Source organism: Nocardia sp. NPDC003693 (assembly GCF_053981095.1).
Genome location: NZ_JBSFNO010000013.1, coordinates 1 through 21,730 on the forward strand (window position 1 = coordinate 1; position 21,730 = coordinate 21,730).

Annotated in this window: 22 protein-coding genes; 10 read left to right on the forward strand and 12 right to left on the reverse strand. The window is 69.5% G+C overall.

All coding sequences use genetic code 11. The annotated features are described in order from the left end of the window. Positions 1-685: 685 nt before the first annotated feature. Entirely contained in the window at positions 686-1,294 is a 609-nt protein-coding gene (locus ACWDOP_RS16450) for a dihydrofolate reductase family protein (RefSeq protein ID WP_456345752.1), read from the forward strand. A gap of 35 nt (positions 1,295-1,329) precedes the next feature. On the opposite strand, the gene ACWDOP_RS16455 is transcribed toward ACWDOP_RS16450, so the two are convergent. Next, positions 1,330-1,833: a hypothetical protein gene (locus tag ACWDOP_RS16455; protein WP_456345753.1), complete on the reverse strand. Its 504-nt coding sequence runs from the start codon at positions 1,831-1,833 to the stop codon at positions 1,330-1,332. A gap of 210 nt (positions 1,834-2,043) precedes the next feature. Here ACWDOP_RS16455 and ACWDOP_RS16460 point away from each other — a divergent pair, with 210 nt between their 5' ends. After that, positions 2,044-2,889: a class I SAM-dependent methyltransferase gene (locus ACWDOP_RS16460; RefSeq protein ID WP_456345754.1), complete on the forward strand. Its 846-nt coding sequence runs from the start codon at positions 2,044-2,046 to the stop codon at positions 2,887-2,889. A gap of 124 nt (positions 2,890-3,013) precedes the next feature. After that, on the forward strand, positions 3,014-4,150 hold the full coding sequence (locus ACWDOP_RS16465; protein ID WP_456345755.1) for an LLM class flavin-dependent oxidoreductase: 1,137 nt from the start codon (positions 3,014-3,016) through the stop codon (positions 4,148-4,150). 159 nt (positions 4,151-4,309) lie between these two features. Here ACWDOP_RS16465 and ACWDOP_RS16470 read toward each other — a convergent pair whose 3' ends face one another. Both ACWDOP_RS16470 and ACWDOP_RS16475 read right to left on the reverse strand, forming a co-directional pair. After that, a complete protein-coding gene (locus ACWDOP_RS16470; RefSeq protein WP_456345756.1) occupies positions 4,310-5,446 on the reverse strand; it encodes a glycoside hydrolase family 76 protein in 1,137 nt (378 codons plus the stop codon). A 135-nt stretch (positions 5,447-5,581) separates the two neighbouring features. Further along, on the reverse strand, positions 5,582-5,932 hold the full coding sequence (locus tag ACWDOP_RS16475) for an HNH endonuclease (RefSeq protein ID WP_456345895.1): 351 nt from the start codon (positions 5,930-5,932) through the stop codon (positions 5,582-5,584). 186 nt (positions 5,933-6,118) lie between these two features. Here ACWDOP_RS16475 and ACWDOP_RS16480 point away from each other — a divergent pair, with 186 nt between their 5' ends. Then, positions 6,119-6,517, forward strand: a complete 399-nt coding sequence (locus tag ACWDOP_RS16480) for a hypothetical protein (RefSeq protein ID WP_456345757.1) — start codon at positions 6,119-6,121, stop codon at positions 6,515-6,517. 13 nt (positions 6,518-6,530) lie between these two features. On the opposite strand, the gene ACWDOP_RS16485 is transcribed toward ACWDOP_RS16480, so the two are convergent. Further along, entirely contained in the window at positions 6,531-7,193 is a 663-nt protein-coding gene (locus ACWDOP_RS16485) for a hypothetical protein (RefSeq protein WP_456345758.1), read from the reverse strand. Between the two features lie 5 nt (positions 7,194-7,198). Beyond that, positions 7,199-7,807 carry a hypothetical protein gene (locus ACWDOP_RS16490; protein WP_456345759.1) on the reverse strand — a complete coding sequence of 203 codons (609 nt, stop codon included), beginning with the start codon at positions 7,805-7,807 and terminating at the stop codon, positions 7,199-7,201. A 171-nt stretch (positions 7,808-7,978) separates the two neighbouring features. Here ACWDOP_RS16490 and ACWDOP_RS16495 point away from each other — a divergent pair, with 171 nt between their 5' ends. Continuing rightward, complete coding sequence (locus ACWDOP_RS16495; RefSeq protein ID WP_456345760.1) at positions 7,979-8,614, forward strand: TetR family transcriptional regulator; 636 nt, start codon at positions 7,979-7,981, stop codon at positions 8,612-8,614. Between the two features lie 298 nt (positions 8,615-8,912). Continuing rightward, positions 8,913-10,292 carry a serine hydrolase domain-containing protein gene (locus ACWDOP_RS16500; RefSeq protein WP_456345761.1) on the forward strand — a complete coding sequence of 460 codons (1,380 nt, stop codon included), beginning with the start codon at positions 8,913-8,915 and terminating at the stop codon, positions 10,290-10,292. 13 nt (positions 10,293-10,305) lie between these two features. Here ACWDOP_RS16500 and ACWDOP_RS16505 read toward each other — a convergent pair whose 3' ends face one another. Then, complete coding sequence (locus tag ACWDOP_RS16505) at positions 10,306-11,436, reverse strand: lipase family protein (RefSeq protein WP_456345762.1); 1,131 nt, start codon at positions 11,434-11,436, stop codon at positions 10,306-10,308. 97 nt (positions 11,437-11,533) lie between these two features. On the opposite strand from ACWDOP_RS16505, the gene ACWDOP_RS16510 reads away from it, so the two are divergent. Beyond that, a complete protein-coding gene (locus tag ACWDOP_RS16510; protein ID WP_456345763.1) occupies positions 11,534-12,103 on the forward strand; it encodes a TetR/AcrR family transcriptional regulator in 570 nt (189 codons plus the stop codon). Between the two features lie 118 nt (positions 12,104-12,221). Then, the gene (locus ACWDOP_RS16515) at positions 12,222-13,085 is read left to right on the forward strand and encodes an aldo/keto reductase (RefSeq protein ID WP_456345764.1); all 864 of its coding nucleotides are present in this window, start codon (positions 12,222-12,224) and stop codon (positions 13,083-13,085) included. A gap of 56 nt (positions 13,086-13,141) precedes the next feature. Here the strand turns inward: ACWDOP_RS16515 and ACWDOP_RS16520 are convergent, their stop codons facing one another. Next, positions 13,142-14,335 carry an RNA polymerase sigma factor gene (locus ACWDOP_RS16520; protein WP_456345896.1) on the reverse strand — a complete coding sequence of 398 codons (1,194 nt, stop codon included), beginning with the start codon at positions 14,333-14,335 and terminating at the stop codon, positions 13,142-13,144. Between the two features lie 5 nt (positions 14,336-14,340). Next, a complete protein-coding gene (locus tag ACWDOP_RS16525) occupies positions 14,341-14,748 on the reverse strand; it encodes a YciI family protein (protein WP_456345765.1) in 408 nt (135 codons plus the stop codon). 528 nt (positions 14,749-15,276) lie between these two features. Between ACWDOP_RS16525 and ACWDOP_RS16530 the strand changes: the two genes are divergently transcribed. Continuing rightward, on the forward strand, positions 15,277-16,176 hold the full coding sequence (locus ACWDOP_RS16530) for a patatin-like phospholipase family protein (protein ID WP_456345766.1): 900 nt from the start codon (positions 15,277-15,279) through the stop codon (positions 16,174-16,176). Positions 16,177-16,242: 66 nt separating this feature from the next. Here ACWDOP_RS16530 and ACWDOP_RS16535 read toward each other — a convergent pair whose 3' ends face one another. Next, the gene (locus ACWDOP_RS16535; RefSeq protein WP_456345767.1) at positions 16,243-17,313 is read right to left on the reverse strand and encodes an NAD(P)H-dependent amine dehydrogenase family protein; all 1,071 of its coding nucleotides are present in this window, start codon (positions 17,311-17,313) and stop codon (positions 16,243-16,245) included. 13 nt (positions 17,314-17,326) lie between these two features. Next, the gene (locus tag ACWDOP_RS16540) at positions 17,327-18,151 is read right to left on the reverse strand and encodes an SDR family oxidoreductase (RefSeq protein ID WP_454208102.1); all 825 of its coding nucleotides are present in this window, start codon (positions 18,149-18,151) and stop codon (positions 17,327-17,329) included. Positions 18,152-18,245: 94 nt separating this feature from the next. On the opposite strand from ACWDOP_RS16540, the gene ACWDOP_RS16545 reads away from it, so the two are divergent. Next, a complete protein-coding gene (locus tag ACWDOP_RS16545; RefSeq protein ID WP_456345768.1) occupies positions 18,246-18,902 on the forward strand; it encodes a TetR/AcrR family transcriptional regulator in 657 nt (218 codons plus the stop codon). A 76-nt stretch (positions 18,903-18,978) separates the two neighbouring features. Here ACWDOP_RS16545 and ACWDOP_RS16550 read toward each other — a convergent pair whose 3' ends face one another. Together ACWDOP_RS16550 and ACWDOP_RS16555 are read right to left on the reverse strand one after the other, a co-directional pair. Next, positions 18,979-19,737, reverse strand: a complete 759-nt coding sequence (locus ACWDOP_RS16550) for a hypothetical protein (RefSeq protein WP_456345769.1) — start codon at positions 19,735-19,737, stop codon at positions 18,979-18,981. Between the two features lie 173 nt (positions 19,738-19,910). Then, positions 19,911-21,578, reverse strand: coding sequence for a GMC oxidoreductase (locus ACWDOP_RS16555; protein ID WP_456345770.1), 1,668 nt, complete (start codon positions 21,576-21,578; stop codon positions 19,911-19,913). Positions 21,579-21,730: the final 152 nt, after the last annotated feature.

Consider the following 21,730-nt stretch of genomic DNA (forward strand, 5'->3'; position numbering starts at 1 on the left):
GTGTTCACGCCCGTGGCCGACGTAGCCCGAACCCGCACCCACGCTGCGGCTTCCGGCGGGGTTCGGGAGAGCGGGCAAAGCAGATGCGGCAGTGCTGGTCACGTCGCCTGCCGTACCCGACCTATGGCTCCCCAGCTGGGAGCCGGTTCGCCCTTCCAGCCTGGCTGGCTGGCCGTGGGAACCTTCTCGAGACTCACCGACAAAGACTCGTCATCAACACAATGGGGTGATGTCTCTGGCGGTGATTGCCGTGCCCGGCCCGGGGTTGGAAACTCGGCCACGCATCCGACGGCTTCGATCCCGTTGATCGGCCTGGAAGGGCCGGAACCGCCGTCGAGGCACCCAACCGACTCCGGCTGGTACTCCGTTATCCAGGCGTCCTTTCCCCGGTAGGGCACCCAACCGCCGTCGAGGCTCCCGACGTCCCCCCACCGGTACTCCGTTATCCAGGAATCTTTTCCCAGCCGGAACCGCCGCCGAGGCACCCGACATGCCCCGCCGGTACTCCGTTTTCTAGTCGTCTTTCCTGCGGTAGGGCACCCGACGGTGATCCAGGCACCCCACCCACCCCGGCCGGTACTCGGATATCGCGGCCTCACTCCCCCGATCAAAATCACCAATCACCCGATGAATTTCCGCCCCTCACCGAGTCACAACCCATAACACCGAAGGAAAGGACCCCACCATGTCGGAACTCCTCGTCGATTTCATCACCTCCCTCGACGGCTATGCCTCGGGCGACGGCTGGCCCGGATTCTGGGGCCTCGAAGGCCCGGAATACCTCGCCTGGCTGGGCGAGCAGCCCAAGGCCACACACCTGATGGGCGCCAATACCTATCGCCTGATGTCGGGCTTCGCCGCGGGCGAGGTTCCGGATGGCCAGGATGAATTTCGGCCCGAAGAAGAGGCGTCGGTCGACGAGCTCACGCGAGCACGCAAGGTCGTGTTCTCGTCCTCGCTCGAGGACCCGCTGACGTGGGCGAATTCCACCCTCGTGCGCGGTGATGCCGTCGAGGCGGTGCGCGCCATGAAGGCCGATGACTCGGGCCTGCTCACCACGATCGGCAGCCTGAGCCTGAGCCGCTCCCTGCTGCGCGCCGGCCTGGTGGATCGCTTTCGGGTGGTGATGTTCCCGGTGATCACCGGCGCTACCGGCTCGGAACGCATTTACGACGGCTATCCGGATGTCGCCCTCGAAATGGTCGAGCACCGCACCTTCGATGATGGAATTCAGCTGGTCGAATACAAGCCCCGGGTGCTCGAGCACCCCCCGCTCGGCGCGCCCGCGGAATGACGCTCGGTTCGGCACCGGCGATGAACCGGGAGTGATCACGAACCCGAGGAACCGGCGAAGAGCGGGAGCACCAGTGCGGCGGAGCCGGATGTCGAGCCGGAGTTCAGGGAGCTGCCGATGATGTTGCAGACGCTCGACACCGCCGAGCCCAGCGAGAGCGAGATGTCCGGGTAGCCAGCGGGATTCGGCGGGCAGATGGCCAGTTTCACCGAGCGGGTGGAGCTGCCCTGGGTGACGGTGATCGTGTACGCGCCGACGGCGGGCGGGGTCCATGCGACCTCCGCGAATCCGTACAGGCCGTCCGAACTGCCGAATGGGGTGTCCTGGCCGATGATCGTGCCGTTCACGGCCACGGTCACCGGGCTGAGCCGGTCGGCTCCGCTCGTCGTGATCGACACCTCGCAGGGCACCGCGGGCTTGCTGCAGCTCACGCCGAAGGATTCGACGGTGGCGTGTGCGGCGGGCGCCAGCGCGACCGGCAGGGCGACGGCCGGTGCGCAGAGGAGTCCGAGGGCCGCGATTCGGGATGAGGAGATCATGCGCGGCATCGTATGCGAAGTGCTTGCGTTTCAATTGCGAAGCGCTGCCCCGGATTTCAGGGGGTGGACAGCGGGGGCCGCCGCGCCCGGATCGAACATGGCCGGCAGCAACAGCACATCCCCGCCCATGGCTGCGAGCGTACCGGCGGGACGAGCCGTGCGACCGGGCGCGACGTGACCGCACCGCCGAACAGGAATAGCGTCGGGGACATGGACTCGACCGCGCCGATCGCCGCGCCGAATGATCCGCACTACACGTTGCCCAATGGCTGGGACTTCGCCGCCGAGCGCCTCGCGCTGCTCGGCGCGGCCTACGACCCGGAGAGCACGGCGCTCGCGCGCCGGCTGGGGGTGGATGCGGGGTGGCGGTGCCTGGAAGCCGGAGCCGGCGGCGGGTCGTTCGCGCGATGGCTGTGCCGGACCGTACTGCCCGGCGGGCGGGTGCTGGCGGTGGATGCCGACCCGCGTCACCTCGCCGACATCCCGGGACTCGGCGGTGAGGTCGCTCGCGTGGACCTCGTCGGCGGCGAACTTCCCGAGCGCGAATTCGATTTCGTCCATACGCGATTCGTGCTGCTCCACATCGCGGATCGCGACATCGTGCTGGAGCGATTGGTTCGGGCACTCGCGCCCGGTGGCGTTCTGCTGGCCGAGGAAGGCGATGGACTCGGGGTCCTCGATCAGATGCCGGGCGCGTTCGGCGAGGTGTGGCGCGGGTTCGCGCGCTCGACCGAAATCGCGGGCGCGAATCAATCCTGGGCGCGGAATCTGCCGGCGCGGCTGGAGGCGCTCGGACTCGTCGACGTCCGGGCCGAGGCGCAGATCCCGATGTTCCGGGGTGGTTCCCCCGCAGCGCGGATGTGGAGTCTCACCTGGGCCCAGGTGAGCGATGCGCTTGTCCCCCTCGGGGTTTCACCCGGCACGATCGCCGCCGCGCAGGCGGAGCTCGCCGACGAACAGCGGTGGTTCCATGCCCCGCCCACCGTGCGGACGTGGGGATACCTCCCGGCCGCGTACTCGCACCACGCCGAGGAGTCGACACGGCGGCCGGGATAACACCTTCCCCTGTTCCCGGGTCGGGAGTCCTAGCTTCTTGCTATAACTCCAGCAGGGTTCCTCTCGGGGGGTGGCTATGGTTCGGCGGGAAAGTCCGTACAAGGTACGGCCGCAAGGTGATCGGGTGCGGATCGGGTCGTTGATCGAGCCCATCGCCCCGGTGTGGGCCATCAGGATGAATCTGCGGACCGCCGGTCTGCTGGGGGTCGATGACGTGTGGTTCTCAGATCACACCAAATCGGCGTTTCCCGCGGCCGCGTGGAATGCACGATTCTCGCCGATGGCGCGGTACGTCACATCACTGGATGCCTACCTGGATCCGACTGTCGCGCTTGCGCGCTGGGCTCGCCCGCGCGGGCCCGCCATGGGTGTCGCGGTCACCGATGTCGTGCGCCGCAGTCCGGCGGATCTGGCGCGCGCGTGGATGTCGCTGCACCATCTGTCGCGTGGCAAGGTCGTGCTGGGGATCGGCTCGGGCGAGTTCGAGAACACCGTTCCCTACGGCTTGACCCTGGAGCCGCGCGCGGCCCGGCTCGCCGATGCCTTGACGGCCCTGCGCGCAGCGTGGGCGTCACCTGACGAATTGCTCACGCATAAGGGCCAATTCCACGATTGGCACGATGCGAGGTTCGGGCTGCCGCCGCTCGACGGCACGACTCCCCCGGTGTGGGTCGCCGCGCAGGGACCGCGCGCCTGCCGTATCGCCGGGGAGCACGGCGATGGCTGGATGTTCATCCTGAACGACACCACCACCTCCTGGCCCGATGCCGCGGGTAACTTCGCACGCGGCGCCCGGGATGCCGGACGCGATCCGGAAACCCTGCACCGCAGCGTGCTGCTGGCACCGCTGCTCGCACCCGATCAGCGGGTGCTGGACGAGCTCTGCGATGCCCCCTTCATCCGGGCCATGGCCCTGGCGATGCCCGGGGCGAGCTGGACGGCCGCCGGGGCGACACATCCCCTCGGCGCCGATAATCCCGGCTATTCGAGTGTGGACCCGGCCGTCTTCGAGGGCGAGCAGTTCGCCGAGTACAGCAAACACGTCACCCCGGAGCTGGTGCGCGGCCTGATGCCCTCCGGCACCGCCGCCGACGTCGAGCGCTGGCTGACCCCCTACCTCGACGCCGGTCTGAATCACGTGCTGTTCTACGCCTTCGCCTCGGCCGTGAAGCCGCGGCTGGCCGCCGCGGGCCTGCGCGAGCAACGGCGCCTGATCAGCTCACTGAAGAAGCGCCGCCCGGGCAGGCTCGTCAAGGCGTAATCGGCTGCCGGACAACACCTCCGACTGCTCAGGACACCCCGTACCTGTCCTCGAGGTGCTCGAAGCCGCTGATCCAGAAGTCGGAGTCGAGCCAGGCGGCGGGTGGGTCCGAGCGGAGGGAGCACACGAGGGCTCGGAGTCCCCGGCGGCACGCTCGAATCACAGTCCGGCGGCGGTGATCCGGTGATCCGCTTCGAACAGCATCCATCCGCTCAGCTGAACGGACAGATCGGGGCTCAGATTCTTCGAGGGCGGGCCCGGGGGCAGGAGCAGCTGGGCGGCGGCGGGCAGGCCCGATGCCGTCACCGGGGCGGCCCAGTCCACACCGAAGAGCGGGAGGCCGTCCACCTCGGCGCGGTTGTCCCAGGCGGCGCGGGCCGAATCGTGCACGATGCGCGCGGCGGTCGTATCCCCCAGGGCCAGTGCGGCTTCGGCCAGATATCGGGCGAGCACGCCCATGAAGAGCCCGGAGTCGTCGTCGCCGCCCGCGGTGATCACCCCCGCGTCGGTCAGACCCGGACCGGTCGCCGCGATCAGGTCCGTCACTCGTCGCCGACGCTCCGAATCGCCCGTGCGCACGGCCAATTCGGTTTCCAGTCCGATGGCGAGGCCGTGACAGTAGGTCAGCGTGGTGCGGTTCACCCGGCCGCCGGGTTCGTGCACCCCGTCCAGGGTCAGGCCGCTGTCGGGATCGCGCAATCGGGTGTGCAGGAATTCCGCCAGCCGCTCGGCGCGCGCCACCTCTCCGAGCCGTGCGAAGGCGATACCCGTCGGGCCGATCGCGGGGGTGTTGAAGTAGTCGTCGCCGACCCGCCACGGCACCGCGCCGACCACCGGATCCCAGCCGTCGAGCAGCGCGGCGCGCAGGTCGCCGACGGCGTCGCCGAATCGGAGACCGAGCAGTCGATCGGCCCGTTCGAGGGTGATCGCCAGCCAGCCCATGTCGTCGTAGTACCGGTTGGTCCAGCCGCCGAAGTTGCGGGCCCGGATACCGGCCGCGAGGGCGGCGACCCGGGCGAGCCGCTCCGGGTCGCGGTCGCGGCAGGCGGCGTCCACCGCGCAGTCGAGCAGGTGCGCCTGCCACCAGTAGCACCATTTCACGAAGGGCCGATCGGTGACCGCCGACGGCCAGACCAGCCTGCCGAGTCGCAGACCCAGCTGACCCCACAGCGGGCGCACGTGGCGCCGCACGATCGCCTGTTCGGCCAGTTCGGCTCGGGCACGGCTCGCGTCGGCCCCGGCGGCGTACGGGCTCACCTCCCGGGTGATCCGCCCGGTCGGAGCCGGCCTGGTCACGGCGGCGACCGTGATCGCGGAGCCGGCCGCGATCAGCACGCGGCGACGGCTGACACCTGTGTTCCGGCACTCCATCCGCCCGGACTCCTCTGCCAGAGAAACGATCGCCGACAACGAAAATCGTTCAGCTACAGCCTATCCGGCCGCGTCGTCGATCGTGTTCGGACCGTTCGGCTCCGCATCGGCCGCGGCGGCGAATCGGATGGTGAGTTCGGCGCAGATCTCGTAGTGGCGCACCAGGAACGCGCGTTCGTCGAGCTTCTTGCGGCGCAGCCAGCCCGTCACCTCGGCATTGCACTTGCTGGCGTTGCACGATCCGCACGCGGGCACGACGTTACCGAGCGTGTAGCGCCCGCCGCGCGAAATGGCCTGCACGCAGTCCTTCTGGGGCGCGCCGTCCGGTGAGCCGCAGTAGGCGCATCCGCCCCAGGAGGTCTTGAGCGCGGTCCACTGCGCCTCGGTGAGATCGTGGGTGACACGCGCCATCCGCTTCTTGCGCTTGCGCGCGGCGCGAACCTGTTTGCTACCGCCAGTCGGCACGAAGGATGAGAATACGCGGCGCGAGAGCCGATGTGCCGGAAGCGAGCACGGCGATGTCGGATCGCGCGGAGGTTTGAATTCGCGCCCGGGCGGTACTGACCAGATAGGGCGAATACCGGGAGGTTGGCTACCGTGGTCAAAGCGCTACTCATCGCGGCCGGGGTGTACATGGCCGTCATCGGACTCGCGTTGCTCGTGGTACCCGTGCAGTTCGGGGTCGACGCCGTGCCGGAGGACGCCTCGCCGGAGCTGGTCGCGCTGCTCCGGCTGCTGAGCGGGCCGTTCCTGGGGGTGGCGGTGCTCAACTGGATGTCCCGCTCGGCCGAGCCGGGATCCATCCGGAACACCGTGCTGCTGGCGAACCTGGTGGGATTCGGCGTCGTGGCGGGCAACGACGTGTGGGGAGTGCTCAGCGGGGAGGCGCGGGACCTGGCCGCCGTCTTCCTGGTCGTGCACCTGGCGTTCACGGCCGCGTTCGCGGTGGCCCGGGTGCGGGCCGGGCGCGCTCCGGAGAGTGCGCCCGCCCCCTAGAGCGCCACTGTGTTCAGTTGGCGGCCAGGCGAATCCACACCTGTTCCGAGCGGGACAGCAGGCGGTTGTCGCTGCCGTACAGGGCGGTGGCGGTACGCACCTTGCGACCGTCCTCCGCGTGCAGCGCGCCGATCACCACGCAGGGCTCGCCCGGGGCCGGGTAGTCCAGGACGGCCGCGGTCATCGAACCCAGAACGGCCGGGCGCTCGAAGAGTTCGGGGACCGTCCAGCCGCCCGGACAGTCCATGGCGGCCCACAGCAGCGGCTGACCGATGGGCACGGTGCCGTCCGGCGTCCAGGGCGCGGCCACCACGCCATCGCCGACGGGGCCGGCCTCGATGCGCAGGCCGTCGGTGCGCAGGCTGCCGCAGACGAAACAGCGCCCGAAGATCTCGCTGTCGTTGACCTCCCCGCTCGCCGCGGCCGCCGTCGCCGGTGACACCGGCTGGGGCACCGCACGTTCGAACGCACCCGCGGACGAACGAGCGATCAGGTTCTCACCGTCGAACAGCTCGCCGTCGGCCACGCGCAGCGGCGTCTCGAGCGGCGGCGGATTCCGCAGCACGACCGTGACGACGTCCTCGTCCCGGGTCTCGGCCAGCAGCCCGGCGACATATCCGCCGTTGCCCGAGTCGGGCGGGCCGTTGAAACGAGCGGGCACATAGAGCGTGGTCATACCGATCACGGTAGCGAACCGGGTCCGACCGGGTCGCGGAGATCTTCCGGGACGTAGCGATCACCGGGCCACCAGAGGCCGAGCGCGGTGATCCACGGCTGGAAGGGAGCGCCGATCGCGCCCTGGTCCTGGGACATGCGCTCGAAGTGGCGTTCGACCGCGATGACTGTGCCGGGGTTCGCGTCCCAGAGGTTCGCCATGGCGAGGGTGGCCGGGCGGTCGGCGCGGTCCGCGACGGCGTCGTCTTCTTCGTCGTCGTCATCGTCGTCTTCCGGCGACGAATCCGGTGGCGGCAGGAACTTTCGATAGACCAGCTCGGGTTCGGCATCGGTGACGCGCCATGTCCTCCAGGCGCAGCCGTGTTCGTCGTAGTCGTCGGCGGCGGCCACCCGCGCGGTGTGCAGACCGGCGAACAGACCCGGGGCATCGGAGGACGCGTACGTCACGTAGGCGCACACGCGCCACCAATCCCCCACCCGCCGTACGGATTCCACCAGCACGCGATCGCCGTCGACCCCGGCGGCGGCTGCCACGCGGTGCACGTTCTCGACCATCGCGGCGGCTTCGGAGGCGGTGGCGGTATCGGCGATCACCGCGAGGCCGAAGGTACTCATGCCCGCATTCTGCCGCAGATCCGGGCGGCCGGGCGGGCCGTGGCTCCGGCGTTGTGCGCGCCGAATGCCCCGGTGGATCGGCTACCATCCCGGGTATCGGAATTATTCACAGTGCATGGTTATCCGACATGGCGTTTCGGTTCACGAACGAGCGATGGAGGGCGTAGCGCAGTGGCTGCTCGAAAGGTATTGACCCGCGCGGAAAGTCAGGCGCAAACCCGGGACAACCTGATCGACGCGGCCGCGGAGCTCTTCCTGCGCGACGGCTACTACGCCACTTCGATCGCGGCCATCGCCGGGGAAGCCGGACGCACGATCGGCGCGGTGTACAGCAATTTCGACAACAAGGAATCGCTCTGCCTCGAGGTGCTGCGCCGCCGGGCTTCGGCCGAACTCGCCCGCCTGATGGCCGATCTCATGGCCGCGCCCACCGGAGTGGACGCCCGGCTGGTCGTCATCTCCACCTGGTGGGCGCGGCTCTCCAGCGAGGTCGCGCTGTCCACGCTCTTCGCCGAGTACGCGCTGAGCGTCCTGCGCGATCCCGACCAGAGCGCCCGCGCCCGCGAAACCGCCCTGCGGGTGGTGGAATCGGGCCGCACGCTGTTCGAGGACTTCGCGCCCGAAGGCATCGACGCCGCGGGACCCCAGATGGATCGCGCCATCATCGCCGTCATATCGATGGGAACCGGGCTCGCCGCGGGCCGGGCCGCCGACGTGGTCACCGCCGAGCAGTCGGCCACGATTCTGAGCGACAGCATTCGCATGTGGTTCCGCGAGATCGGCGAGGGTGTGCTCGCCGAATCCTGAACGGCTGCAGCGTCGCTCGCCGCCGGTGCGTGATCGCCCGGACGATCTCGGTAGCAGGCGTGGATCTACTCGTGCGCGATGACGTGCCAGCCGTTCGTGATTGACCATGGTCGCCTGACCTCACAGGCCGGAGCCACGCCGCCGACCCGCTGATCTGGCCCTTTCCCAGAGTGCACAACGCCCGGGGCGCGCTGCGGTGGAACTGACCGAAGACATGCGCACCCCGGCACTGCGAACATCCCGGACCATGACATCGAGACGGCGAACCGACTCAGCCACCCGCCGCCGCGGGTTCCGCATGACCCTCGCGGGACTCTGCGCCGCGGCGGCACTGGTTCCGGCGGGCAATGCCTTCGCCGCACCGCGCGATTCGGGGGCCTGCGCCGCGCCGGGCGCCGGGCAGGAATTCGTCCGCGCCGCACCGGAATCGCTCGGAGTCGATCCGGCACGGCTGGCCGACGCCCTCTCCTTCGGCGCGCAGCGCGGCGGATTCGCGATCCAGGTATACCGGCACGGGTGCCTGATCTCGGACCACGCGCTGAACGACGCTCTCGCCGCCGTCACGCCCACCCCGCTGGCCAGCTCCTCCAAGGGCGTCGCCGCGGTGGCTATCGGGCGTGCCATCACACTCGGCGCGTTCGCGCTGGACGATCCGCTCGCGAAGTTCTTTCCCGAAGCCGATGCCGACCACGGCGCGCTGACCGTGCGCCAGGTGCTCAATCAGACGACGGGACTGCGGTTCTCGTGGGGCACCGATATCGCGGCCTTGGCCACCGATGAGGTCGCCGACGCGCTGAACCGGCCGTTCGACTTCGAACCCGGCACGACCTTCCAGTACTCGCAGTCGGTCCTGGCTCTGCTGCCGCGCATCGTGGAAATCACCACCGGACAGGACTTTCAGGACTTCGTCCAGCAGCAGGTGATGGCGCCCCTGGGCATCGCGCGCGACCACTGGATATGGCTGCGCGACCGGCACGGCAACACGGCGGTGAACGGTGGACTCGCCATGCGCGCCGACGAATTCGCCAGGCTCGGGCAGTTGCTGCTGCAGCAAGGAACATGGCGGGGGCAGCGGCTCATCGACGAGTCCTACATCCGCGAGGCCACCACGCCCACCGCCGCCAACGGCGGGTACGGATTCCTGTTCTGGCTCAACGCCGGCGACTCGTACAAGACGGCGACGGTGCCTGTCGCCAAGGTGTTCCCGCACGCGATGTTCCCGGGTGCACCACGCGATCTCTACTCGTTCGTGGGTGCGCTCGGGCAGTTCGCCGCGATCGTCCCCAGCCTGGACATGGTCATCGTGCGCACGGGTATCCCCGGCAGCATCGACCTCGCCAACGTACAGACCTCCCTGGCCGCCGAATCCAACAGGGACAACAAGGAATTCCTGCGCCGGGTCACGGCCGCGGTGACCGATGTCCCCGCCGCGCCCTACGACGATCCGTATCGCTACGACGACAGCTTCGGACCGCTGATAGGCTCGTTCGACGATCTGCGCGCCTGGGCCGACCCGGCCGCGATCGCCGCCGTACTGCTCGGCTACGGCCCGGGCAGCGTGCCCGACTGCACCCTGATCGTCTGCGACGGCAGACCACTGACCGCCGATCTCGCGGCGCAGCTGCACGACACGCTGGGGCAAGTGACCGGGGCCGTCCTGGCGCTGAACACCCCTTGAGCGACAGCGCCGTTCAGCGCCCGGGATCGACCGACTCCCGGAACAGGCCCGCCAGGAAAGCGTTGGTCTCGGCGTGGGTTCCGTCCAGCACCTGCATGTGGTCATAGCCCGGATAGTCGCGGAGGGTGAACTCCACTCCGGCGGAGCGTAATTCGGCCGCCTGGCGCCAGACCATCGGCGCGGGGACGTCGATGTCGTTCGTTCCCTGGACGATCAGTAGCGGCCCGGTATAGCCGGTGCGGGGCACATCCAGGACCGGGCGCGCCATCGCCTCGAAATCACCCTCGGCCAGGGGGCGGGTGAACATGTCCGCCATCGAGACCCCGTCCAGGGTCGCGGTCATCTCGTCGTAGCACAGGCGGGCGCCGTCGGCGACGATGCGGCGGCCCAGCGGGGTGAGGTAGGCGTCGAGGTCGAAGCCGGGGCGGGCCGCGCGCACACCGCCGAGCACGTACGCGGTGTAGGTCTTCATACCCGCGGGCAGGATGTCGGGGGTGCCCGGGCGACCCAGCAGCAGCATCGTGTCGGTGATGCTCGCGCCCGGCGCGAAGGCCACCGCGCCCCGATAGTCGAGTTCGGGCGCGTACGTGGCGGCGATCGCGGCGGTGAACAGCGCGGCGTGGCCGCCCTGGGAGTGGCCGACCGCCGCCCAGCTTCTCGACAGGGCGGGATGGGCGCCGCGCGCGGCGCGCACCATGTCGATCGCGGCCTGCGCGGCCGCGCGGCCGTCGAGGTACGCGTGCTCGCCCGGGGTGCCCAGGCCGATGTAGTCGGTCGCCGCGACGGCGTATCCCTGGGCGAGCAGGTTCTCCAGGTAGGGGCGGTAGAAGGTGAAGTCGGTGTTCGACGGCGCGCAGGCGTCGGCGCGGCCGACGGTTCCGTGCTCCCAGGCGACGATCGGCCGGCCGCCCGGCGGGGGCGGGCCGGGTGGCAGGAACAGCGCACCCGAGGAGGTGACCGGCTCGCCCAGTGAGTTCCGCGTCGAGTACTCGAGGCGCTCGACCGTGGCGGCGCCGGGAATTCGCACGTCCAGGGCCGCGACCCGTTCGACCGCCCCGGGGTCCGCGTGGACGGGCGCGGCCGCGCTCACGACGGCCGCGACCCCGATCGCCGCGGCACAGCAGGCGGTGATGAACCGATTCATGCTCGGGGACTCCCCTGCGATCTGCAACGCTGTTATGCAACGCTGTTGTATGACAGTGTTGCCGGAGTCGACCGCGAACGCAAGGCGAGGACTCCAGATGCCCATCGAAGTGAACAGCTCCGACCGCAAACAGCAGATCGGCCTGGCCGGGGTGCGCATCGTCCGGGAGCACGGCGTGGCCGGCCTGACCGTGCGCGCGGTCGCCGACGCGCTCGGCGGCTCGACCAGCCTCGTCACCAACTACGTCCGGAATCGCACGCAGCTCCTGGACCTGACACTGGAAACCCTTGTCGCCCAATGGGACAACCAGATCGCGGAGCTCACCGGCTCCCCCGCCGACAAACTGCGCGCGGTGACCGTCTGGGCCCTGGACTGGACCGGCGAATCGAGTCCGCTGGTGGCGAAGATCCTCGTCCAGTTGCTCGGCGAGAAGACCATCGACGCCGATCGGCTGGCCGCGCTGCATCGCGAACTCGACCGCCTGCACGGGCGCATCACCCAGGCAATGACAGCCGCCGGCATCCCGGACCCCGAACCCGTGGCCGACCTGCTGTTCCTGGCCTCCCGGGGCGCGATGCTCGCGCAGGTCGAGAATCCGGCGGGCTGGCCCGCCGACCGGCTCGCGCGGGCCGCGACCGGATTCACCGGGCGCCTCACGGCGGAGTGACATACACCGGGCCGGTCACGAGCACGATCGGCGGCGGCTCCGCGCAAACCCGGGCGCGGTTGGGTAGGTTTCCAAGCGAGCGGTGACGCTTCGTCGAATCCGACCGGAAGGAGACCCGGTGACTGCGCGACCCCCTGCCGGCCGATTTCTCCTGGGCGGGGATCTGCCTGTGCAGCGGATCGGGTTCGGAGCCCTGCAGGTGTCGAGCCACGGGTGGCAGGGGCCGCCGCGCGACCCGCAGGTGGGGCGGACCGTGCTGCGGCGGGCGATCGAGCTCGGGGTCGACCACATCGACACGGCGGATTACTACCGCAGCGGCGACGAATCGGTGGCCGCGAATGACCTGATACGGCAGGCGCTTTCGCCCTATCCCCCGGAACTGGTGATCGCGGTCAAGGTCAGCCCGGCCTTCGGGCCCGGCGGCGTGTGGGAGACCCCGGACGGGGATCTGCGCTCACAGGTGCGGGCCAATCTTCGATCGCTGGGGGTCGATCGACTCGATCTGGTGTACCTGCGGATCGGGACCACGTCGGTGCCGCACGGTCTGTCGCTGGCCGCGGAGTTCGAGATGCTGGCGGAACTGCGCGACGCGGGGCTCATCCGGCATCTCGGGCTGAGCAACATCGACGCCGGCCACCTGGCGGAGGCGCGGGCGATCGCCCCGGTCGTGGCCGTACAGAACGACTTTCAAGTCACCGACCGCGGCGAGGACCCGGTCCTGGCGGCCTGCGAACAGGACGGGATCGCGTTCGTGCCGTTCTTCCCGCTCGGCGGCCACCGCACCGATCACACCGCGCGGCTCGCCGACGTCGCCGCCCGGCGGCACGTCACGCCCACGCAGGTCGGGCTGGCCCGGCTGCTGGCGCTCTCGCCGGTGACCCTCGCCATCCCCGGCACCGGCTCGGTCGGGCACCTCGAGGAGAACATGGGGGCGGCCGGGATCACCCTCACCGAGGACGAGTTGCGGGAGCTCGGCGGCTGAACCGCGTTCGGTGGGCGCGGTGACCTGGACCGAACTCGGATCGGAGTGTTCTCGGACTATCCGTCGGCGACTTCCCCTCGACCAGGTAAAGGCTCGGCGGGCCCGTCTCGGCCGATCAGGGCGTTGAGCCGCGCGGCCTGGCGGGTGAGGTGATCCCGTTCGGGGGTGTTCGAGGCGGCGCGGGCCGCCTCGGCGTACAGGCGGGCGGCGGTCTCGGGATCGCCGGCGCGGTCGTGCAGGTAGGCGGCCGCGGCGGTGTGGCGGGGCAGGGACGGGTCGAGGGCGGCCAGGGCCGCCAGGCCCGCGCGGGGACCGCCGGACTCCCCGAGGGCGACGGCGCGGTTGAGGCGGGCCACCGGGCTGTCGGTGAGCCGGATCAGCTCGTCGTACCACTCGACGATCTGCACCCAGTCGGTCTCGGCCGCGGAGTACGCGTCCGCGTGTAGAGCTGCGATGGCGGCCTGGGATTGGTACTCGCCCAGGCGATCTCGGGCCAGCGCGGCCTGCAGGATGTCGACGCCCTCGGCGATGAGCCGGGTGTCCCAGCGGGTGCGGTCCTGTTCGGCGAGCGGGACCAGGCTGCCGTCCGGGCGGGTGCGCGCGGGCCTGCGGGCGTGATGCAGCAGCATCAGCGCCAGCAGGCCCGCGGTTTCCTCGTCGTGCGTCATGACCGCGAGCTGGCGGGTCAGGCGGATCGCCTCGGCCGCGAGGTCGACCTCGCCCGAATAGCCCTCGTTGAAGACCAGGTACAGCACGCGCAGCACGGTGGCGAGATCCCCGGGACGGTTGAAACGGGCATCGGACACCGTGCGTTTGGCGCGGCTGATGCGCTGCGCCATCGTGGCCTCGGGGACCAGGTACGCCTGCGCGATCTGCCGGGTGGTCAGGCCGCCGACCGCCCGCAGCGTGAGGGCGACCGCCGACGCCGGGCTCAGCGCGGGATGCGCGCACAGGAAGTACAGCTCCAGCGTATCGTCCACCGCTGCAATCGGTTCCGCGGCGGGCTCGGCGTCGGCGACGTCCTCGCGCCGGCGGCGGGAGGCGTCGGCGCGGGTGGCGTCGAGGAACTTGCGCCAGGCCACGGTGATCAGCCAGCCGCGCGGGTCGCGCGGCGGCTCCCCCGGCCACAGCCGCAGCGCCTCGATCAACGCCTCCTGCACGGCGTCCTCGGCCGCCGCGAAATCCGCACCGCGCCGGACGAGGACGGTGATCACCGCGGGTGTGAGGGTCCGCAGCGCGACCGGGTCCACCGTGCTCACTCGGTGATGGTCGGCGGCTCGGTCATGAACGGGCGCAGCTCGAGCCATTCGTGGATGGGCTCGCCGCCCGCGCCGGGTGCGGCGGACAGTTCACCCGCCAGTTCCAGGGCGCGGTCGTAGCTGTCGACGTCGATCACCATCCAGCCGGCGATCAGGTCCTTCGTCTCGGCGAAGGGGCCGTCGGTCACCGGCGGGCGGCCCGGGCCGTCCGAGCGCACGAACGTCCCCTCCGTGGACAGCGCCTGCGCGTCGACGAACTCGCCGGTCTGCTCGAGCCGGTCCGCGAAATCCTGCATGTACTTGATGTGCGCCGACACCTCTTCCGGCGTCCACTTGTCCATCGGCACGTCGTTGGCCGGGGCCGGGGCGCCGCGGTAGTGCTTGAGCAACAGGTACTTGGCCATCGTGATCTCCTCTGTGCGATGCGGCCGGTGTCGGCCGTCTTCACTGCGGGGACGGAGCCGGGCGCCGGTTCTCGACATCGCGCGGGAAATATTTCTTGGCGTTCTTCGGCCGGCCGTTCCCACGGTCATCGAAACAGCTCCCGGGGCGGAAACTACCGCATGCCGCGCGGGCACCGCTGCCCCGGACGATCTGCCGCAACCACGGAACAGCCGCACGAGGCGACGAACCCGCGGACGCCGCGTCGCACGCTGCTCCCGTCCCGAGCGACCGGCACGATCAGCCATTGGCGGGGCCATCTCCTCCAGCGCGCAGCACTCCCGTCGCGAGGGGTGCGGTTTGGCGCGTGCCTGATCGGCAGCCTCGGAGCAGACGTATCGGTCAACTGCGATCGAACCGGCGGTACCGGAGGCCACGCGGCGTGACCGCCTCGTCGACCACCGGCCCTCGATCCCACCGGAAGCGGGTGCCTCGGGCAGCGCGCACTTCGTTCAAAGCGCCACGGCGCCTTCATCATTAGGATCGCGGGCATGGACAGTCGCATAGTCGATCGAGCCTCCGGGGACAATGTCCGGCGCTCGATCGTTTTGGGTGGCGGCGGCGCCATCGGGGGCGCTTGGATGCTGGGTCTTGCCGCCGAATTGCAGCGCGCGGGTATCGAATTGGGAGCCGCGGACTCGATGGTGGGAACGTCGGCGGGGGCCGTCGTCGGGGCCGCGCTGGTCACCGGACAGGACCCGAATGTGGTTGCCGACGGGCCGTCTCCGGCGGGGAGCCCGAATCCGCCCGCGCCGGTGCTGAACTTCGAGTTGCTCGGCCTCGCCTTCTCGGCGCTGTTCGACCGGACCGCGGATCGCGCCGCGGTAGGTCGCAGGGTCGGGCAGGTCGCGATGGCGGAGCCGGTCGCGCTCCCGGCGCATATCGCGCCGATGGAATGGTCGCTCGGCGGCAAGGATTGGCCGGACGACAGGCTGCGAATCGCCGTCGTGGACGCCGCGACCGGTCAGCGACAGGTGCTGGACAGCGGCGGCGGGGTGCCGCTCGCCGTCGCGGCCACGGCGAGCCGGGCCTTTCCGGGATCGTTTCCGCCCGTCCCGGTCGGCGATCGGCGCTACATCGACGGCGCGTTCTGGTCGCCCACCAACGCCGATCTCGCGGCGGACTCCGATGTTCTCCTGGTGCTGGAACCGCTGGCGCATCGGTATCCGCCGGAACAGGTTCGGGCCGAACTCGCGGACACGGGGACCGGGGCCGTCGTGCGGTTCGGGCCCGACGCCGAGACGATCGGCATTTTCGACGGCTTCACGGCAAAGCCCGATCTGAACGCCGCCTGGCCGGCGGCCTTTCGGGCGGGTGTCCGACAGGCGGATACGTTGGGCAAGCAGCTGCTCGACGCGGGGTGGGTGGGCTCGACCCCGTCGGTGTCGTAACGGGGCGGGCTCCCGGGACGTCCGAGTGACGTGCCGGGAACCGACTCCTATGCGCGGAGGGGGATTTCAGCGAATCGTGCCCTTGCCCGGAATCAGGGGCAGGTCGAGTGCCGTCACCCAGCCCGGGGGCAGATCGTTCACCGCGGGCACGGCGTTGAGCGCGCGCAGGCCGGTGGACAGGCAGCCCGCGACCGCGGGGGTGCGGCCGGACCCGTCGGTGAAGCGGAACGAGGTCTCCTGGGAGATCGACGGGGAACCGATGATGTCGACCCGGTAGACGTCATCCTTTGTGCCGGAGGGCCATTCGGGCGCGGCATCGAGGCCGATGCGGTTCACGTGCTCCAGGGTGATCACCTCGCGGCCCCGGTAGATGCCGTTGATCGTGAAGCGGATCGCGGCGACCGTGCCCGCCTTGACGACCCCCTTCACCGACTGACGGTCCTCCGGCGTCACCCACTTCTCCCACGTGGTCGTGATGTTCTCGAGCTCGATGCCCGCGGCGGCCGCGATCATCGGGACGGTCGCGCCCCAGGCCATGATCAGGATGTCCGGGTGCTCGAGCATGGCGTTGAACTCCGGCGGGTGGCCGATGCCCATCTCCAGCTCGTAATCGCCCTCGTAGTCGGTGTAATCGAGCAGTTCCGACGCGCGCACCGACTCCACCTCACCGCACAGGCCCATGAGGGTGAGCGGGAACAGATCGTTGGCGAAACCGGGATCGATGCCGGTGGTGAAGCAGGACGCGCCGCCCTCCTCGCAGGCCCGCGTGATCGGGTCGCGCCACACATCGGGCAGCTGCTTCATCGCGGGCCACACCCAGGGCGTCATGGCGGTCGAGCACACGTCGATGCCCGCGCGCAGGAAACTGCTGATGACCCTGATGTTCTCGTCGGCCAGGGCGGCGGTCGGGCCGTAGTGCACGACGGCGTCGGGGCGCAGGGCGATCAGCTCGTCCACCGAATCGGTGGCCAGCACACCGGTTTTCGCGCCGCCGCACAGATCACCGGCATCCTTGCCGACCTTGTCGGGATTGCTCACCCCGACGCCGACGAGTTCGAAGTTCGGATGCTTGGCGATCTCGGTCAGCACCATGGAACCGACGACGCCGGTGCCCCACAGGACAATTCGCTTCTTCATGGGCACTCCCGGGTTATCGGTGGAATTCGCCGCAGTCGACGGTCAGCATCTGACCGGTGATCGCGGAGGCGAGGTCGCTGGCCAGGAACAGGGTGGCGCGGGCGACCTCTTCGGGTCCGGCCAGGCGCTGGAGATCGGTCGGGGCGGCCTTCTCCCGGTAGATGTCCTGGTGGGTGACGCCCGCCTGACTGGCCAGCCAGTCGAAGTAGGCCTTGTTGAGGTCCTCGTAGATGTAGGACGGCGCGACGCTGTTGACGCGGATGCCGCGCGGGCCGAGCTCGGTCGCCAGCGAGGACGCGAGATGCTGCAGCGTGCCCTTGGACAGCTTGTAGCCGGAGTACTCGGGCTGGGAGCTGTAGGACACGCACGAGTTGAGCATGATCACCGAGCCGCGCGAACGCTCCAGCGCGTCGGCGAACAGGGCCGAAAGACGCAGCGGGGCGAACACATTGGTCTCGTTCACCGTGCGCAGGGCGTCCAGGTCGATCGTGGTGATCGGGTTCATCGGCGGGATGGCGAAGGCGTTGTTGATGAGGCAGTCGACCCGGTCGAATTCGGCGAGCGACCGCTCGACGAGAGCGCCGCGCTGCGCCTCGTCGGTGATGTCGGTGGGGACCGTCAGGACGGTGCGCCCGAACGCGCGAATCTCCTCGGCGACCGCCTCGATTCGCTTCTCGGTGCGGCTGGCCAGCACCAGGTTCGCACCCATGCGGCCGGCCTCGACGGCCAGCGAATGACCCAGGCCGGGTCCCACGCCCGAGATCACGATGACCTTGTCCTGCAGCAGCGGTACCGGCGCGTATGTGTCCGCGGGTACGGCTTGCGGGGCAGCTGACACGACTACTCCTCGAGTCCGCAGCAGTTACACTATGTAACGACTTTGATGTGACAGACTGTAACGACTTCAGCCGCGACCGACAAGGACGAATTCCGTGACCGCACGCCACCGGCTGGGCCCGCACCGCGACCCCGCGCTGGACCGCGCGGTACTGGACGCCGCCCGCGAGCTCCTCGTCGAACAGGGTTATGCCGCAACGTCGATCGACGCCATCGCCGCCCGCGCCGGCGTCAGCCGCCCCTCGATCTACCGCCGCTGGCCCTCCAAGGCGCACCTGATCGCCCAGGCGGTCTTCCCCGACGTCGGCTCCGAGAAAATAGCCCCCGACCTGCCCGCCGAGGTCCGCAAGGTCATCCGCGGCACGATCCAGCTCTTCGGCTCCGCCGAGACCCGCGCGGCGATGCCCGGCCTCATGGCCGAGATGCGCGAGGACCCCAGCCTCTACCGCAAGTTGTCCGCCCGCCTGGACACCCCCACCCGCGAGGAGCTGACCGGCTACCTGGACAGCACCCCCGCCCGCCCCGGCCTGGACCCCAACACCTTCCTCGACACGGTGGCGGGCGCGGCCCTGTTCGCGATGTGCATCCGCGACATCGACGACCTCGACGGGTTCGCGACGTCCCTGGAAGACCTTCTGCTGTACGGGATCCTGGGCTCCCGCGAGCGCGCGGAGCGAGCGGCTGGCGCGGATCAGAACGAGGACGGCGAGTCGAGTTCGCCGCCCGGCGAGGACCTCAGCCCCGCTCGGTAGGTTTCCCAGGCCGGAACCCGGATGTCCTCGTCGGGGGCGACCTGTCGTGCATCGAAACCATTGTGGCTCAGGCGGATCAGCTGCTCGGCTTGCCGGCGAACACGTTGTAGAGGGTGTCCTTCAGGGTGTTCATCCAGCGTTCGTCGGTCTCGCGGCGTTGGGCGCGTTCGGCTTTCGGGGAGGCGGGGGGATAGCGCCAGCGCGCCCAGGGTGAGTGGGGGCGGGCCAGGCGGACCGCGCCCACCACGCCTACCAGGGGGATGAACAGGGCCAGCATGCCTGTCCAGATCTTGCCCTTGGCGAGGGTTATCAGGGCCATCGCGCCGTGGAACAGGACCAGGAGGGTCAGGAACTGCCAGCCTCGGAACGAGTCGGTGACGCCCAGGGGGGTCGCGCCCAACAGCATCAGGGCTATCACCGCGGTCGCGATCACCACCGCGTCCACCGAGATCCGGCCCTGCCGGGACCAGTAGACGTCCTGCAGATCCAGCATCAGGGCGAACTCGTCCAGGACCAGGGCGGCGCCCACCCCGAACAGGGCCGCGCAGAGTTCCAGCCAGGGCGAGCGGTCACCGGCGGGGCCGAACACGCCGAACCCGGCGACGAGCATGAAGATCACGCCGAACACCATGTGGTGGATGTGCAGGCCGCCGGGGGTGACGTTGCCGGGCCACCAGGACACCCCGGCCCGGATCATCCGCACACTGCAGCGGATGAACAGGAACGTGCACACGAAGGCCAGCAGCAGGATCGCCAGCGGCAGCTTGCCGGGCAGCACGATCATCCGATCGAACCACCCGGCCGCGAGCACGTCGACCGGAGCGGCGGGCGACATCGCTCATCGCCCCGGCACGGTCGCAACGATTATCGGCATCATGTCGAACTTTCCGTCCCACCGCGATGTCGGATATCAGCACGTGCGATCAAAGCTACCGCGTAGTGCGTACAAGACTCGGCAGCTTTGCCGAATCACCCGACACTGTCCAGCGATACCGGAGAGCGAGCGGATCAGCGACGTCCCACATCGCCGGCGATGATGGCGTCGATATTGCGCTCGGCCAACGCCGTCACCGTCACGAAGGGATTCACCGTGGTCGAGCCGGGAATGAGCGAACTGTCGATGACATACAGGCCCGGATACGACGTCAGACGCCCGTAGTTGTCGGTCGACTCGTTCAGCACGCAGCCGCCCAGCGGATGGTAGGCGAAATCGTCGCCCCAGATCTTGCCGCCGCCGAACAGATCGTCGCGGTAGGTGGTGCCGGCACTGACGTTGATCGGATCGAGGATGCGCGCGGCCGCGTCGATACTCGGCTGGTTCCACGCGGTCTGCCAATCCAATTCCACCCGGCCGGTGGCCGCGTCGAACCGGAAGACGCCACGATTCGGATTCTTGGTGATGACCAGGTGCATATTGACGAAGGTTTCGACGCCGATCGGGAACGAGGTGATTTCGGCGAACGCCGGGCCCGCGGGGTCGTTCCAGTTGTCGATGCCGAGGGCGGTGATGGTGGACTGGTTGATCCCGGTCGGATCGTCGAGTCGATTCTGCCTGGCGGCCATCACATTGCCGTTGTTGCCCCACCCGGACCCCACCGAGTCCGGGAGATCCGGCAACGCCCCGGTCGCCTTCTGCGTGACCAGCAGTTTACTCGTGCCCACACTGCCCGCGGCGAAAAACACACGCTGCGCGACAACGGATTTCGCGGCGATCGTGTGACCGTCGGTGCCGATCTCATCCATCCGCACCTGATAACCGCCGGGCGCCGGGGCCACCCCGGTGACGGTGTGCAGGGGAACGACGGTCACCCGGCCCGTCGCGGCGGCCTCGGCGAGATAGGTTTTGTCCAAACCCTGTTTTCCGAAATTGTTGCCGTACAACGATTCCTTGTTCAGCGCCGAGAGCGGCACCGTCCCGGCCTGTTCCTGCTTCATGTATTCGAAGTCGTACACGTTGGGCACGAACGTGGTCGAAAAGCCCGCGCCCGCGGCCAATGCGCGCCCGACCCGCGCGTATTCGTAGCACTGCGCGCTCTCGAACCATTCCGGGTCGATGTGGTTCACCCGCAACGCGGCATTGGCGCGCGGATAGTAGGTGGCATACATTTCCTCGGGGTCGACCGAGGGCAGGATGTCGGAGAAGAACTCGCGTCGCGGCGTCACCGCCATTCCGCCGTTGACCAGCGATCCCCCGCCCACCCCGCGGCCCTGATACACCCGGATACCCCCGAAGTGCTCGGCGGCGAGCACGCCCGTGTACCGCTCGATCGGCATGTTGATCGGAACCCCGAGCAGGTGATCGGTCGGCTGATCGGTCATCGTCGACAACCAGGAGGACCGGCCGTCAGCGGGCACGGTCCCGGAGAACACCTTGCCGTCCGGTCCGGGCGTATCCCAGGCCATACCCTGCTCGACGATCGTGACGGTGTGCCCGGCCTGCGCGAGCCGCAACGCCGCGACCGCACCCCCGTACCCGGCGCCGATCACCAGGATCGGTACTGCCGCACCGTCTTCCAGCCGCCCGATGGGCAACGCCGCCCGCGACCGCCGACCGCCCCCGAGCACCGCGGCCCCGCCGAACGCCGCCGCCCCGCCCAGCCCGGCCAGCACACCGGCCCCGATCAGAAACCCACGACGTCCGAAACCACGACCGGACACCGCATCACCCGCAGGCACACGCACCACAAACCTCTCAACACAGGAGCAACCGGGCGCAGTCTATGCGGACGGGCACGCTTTTGGCGCGCCGCTTGCCGATTGTCGTTCGCGCGGGCCGACATTCACGCGATCCGCTGCACCGGCGGGCCATTCGGCTCTCGGCCCGCGGC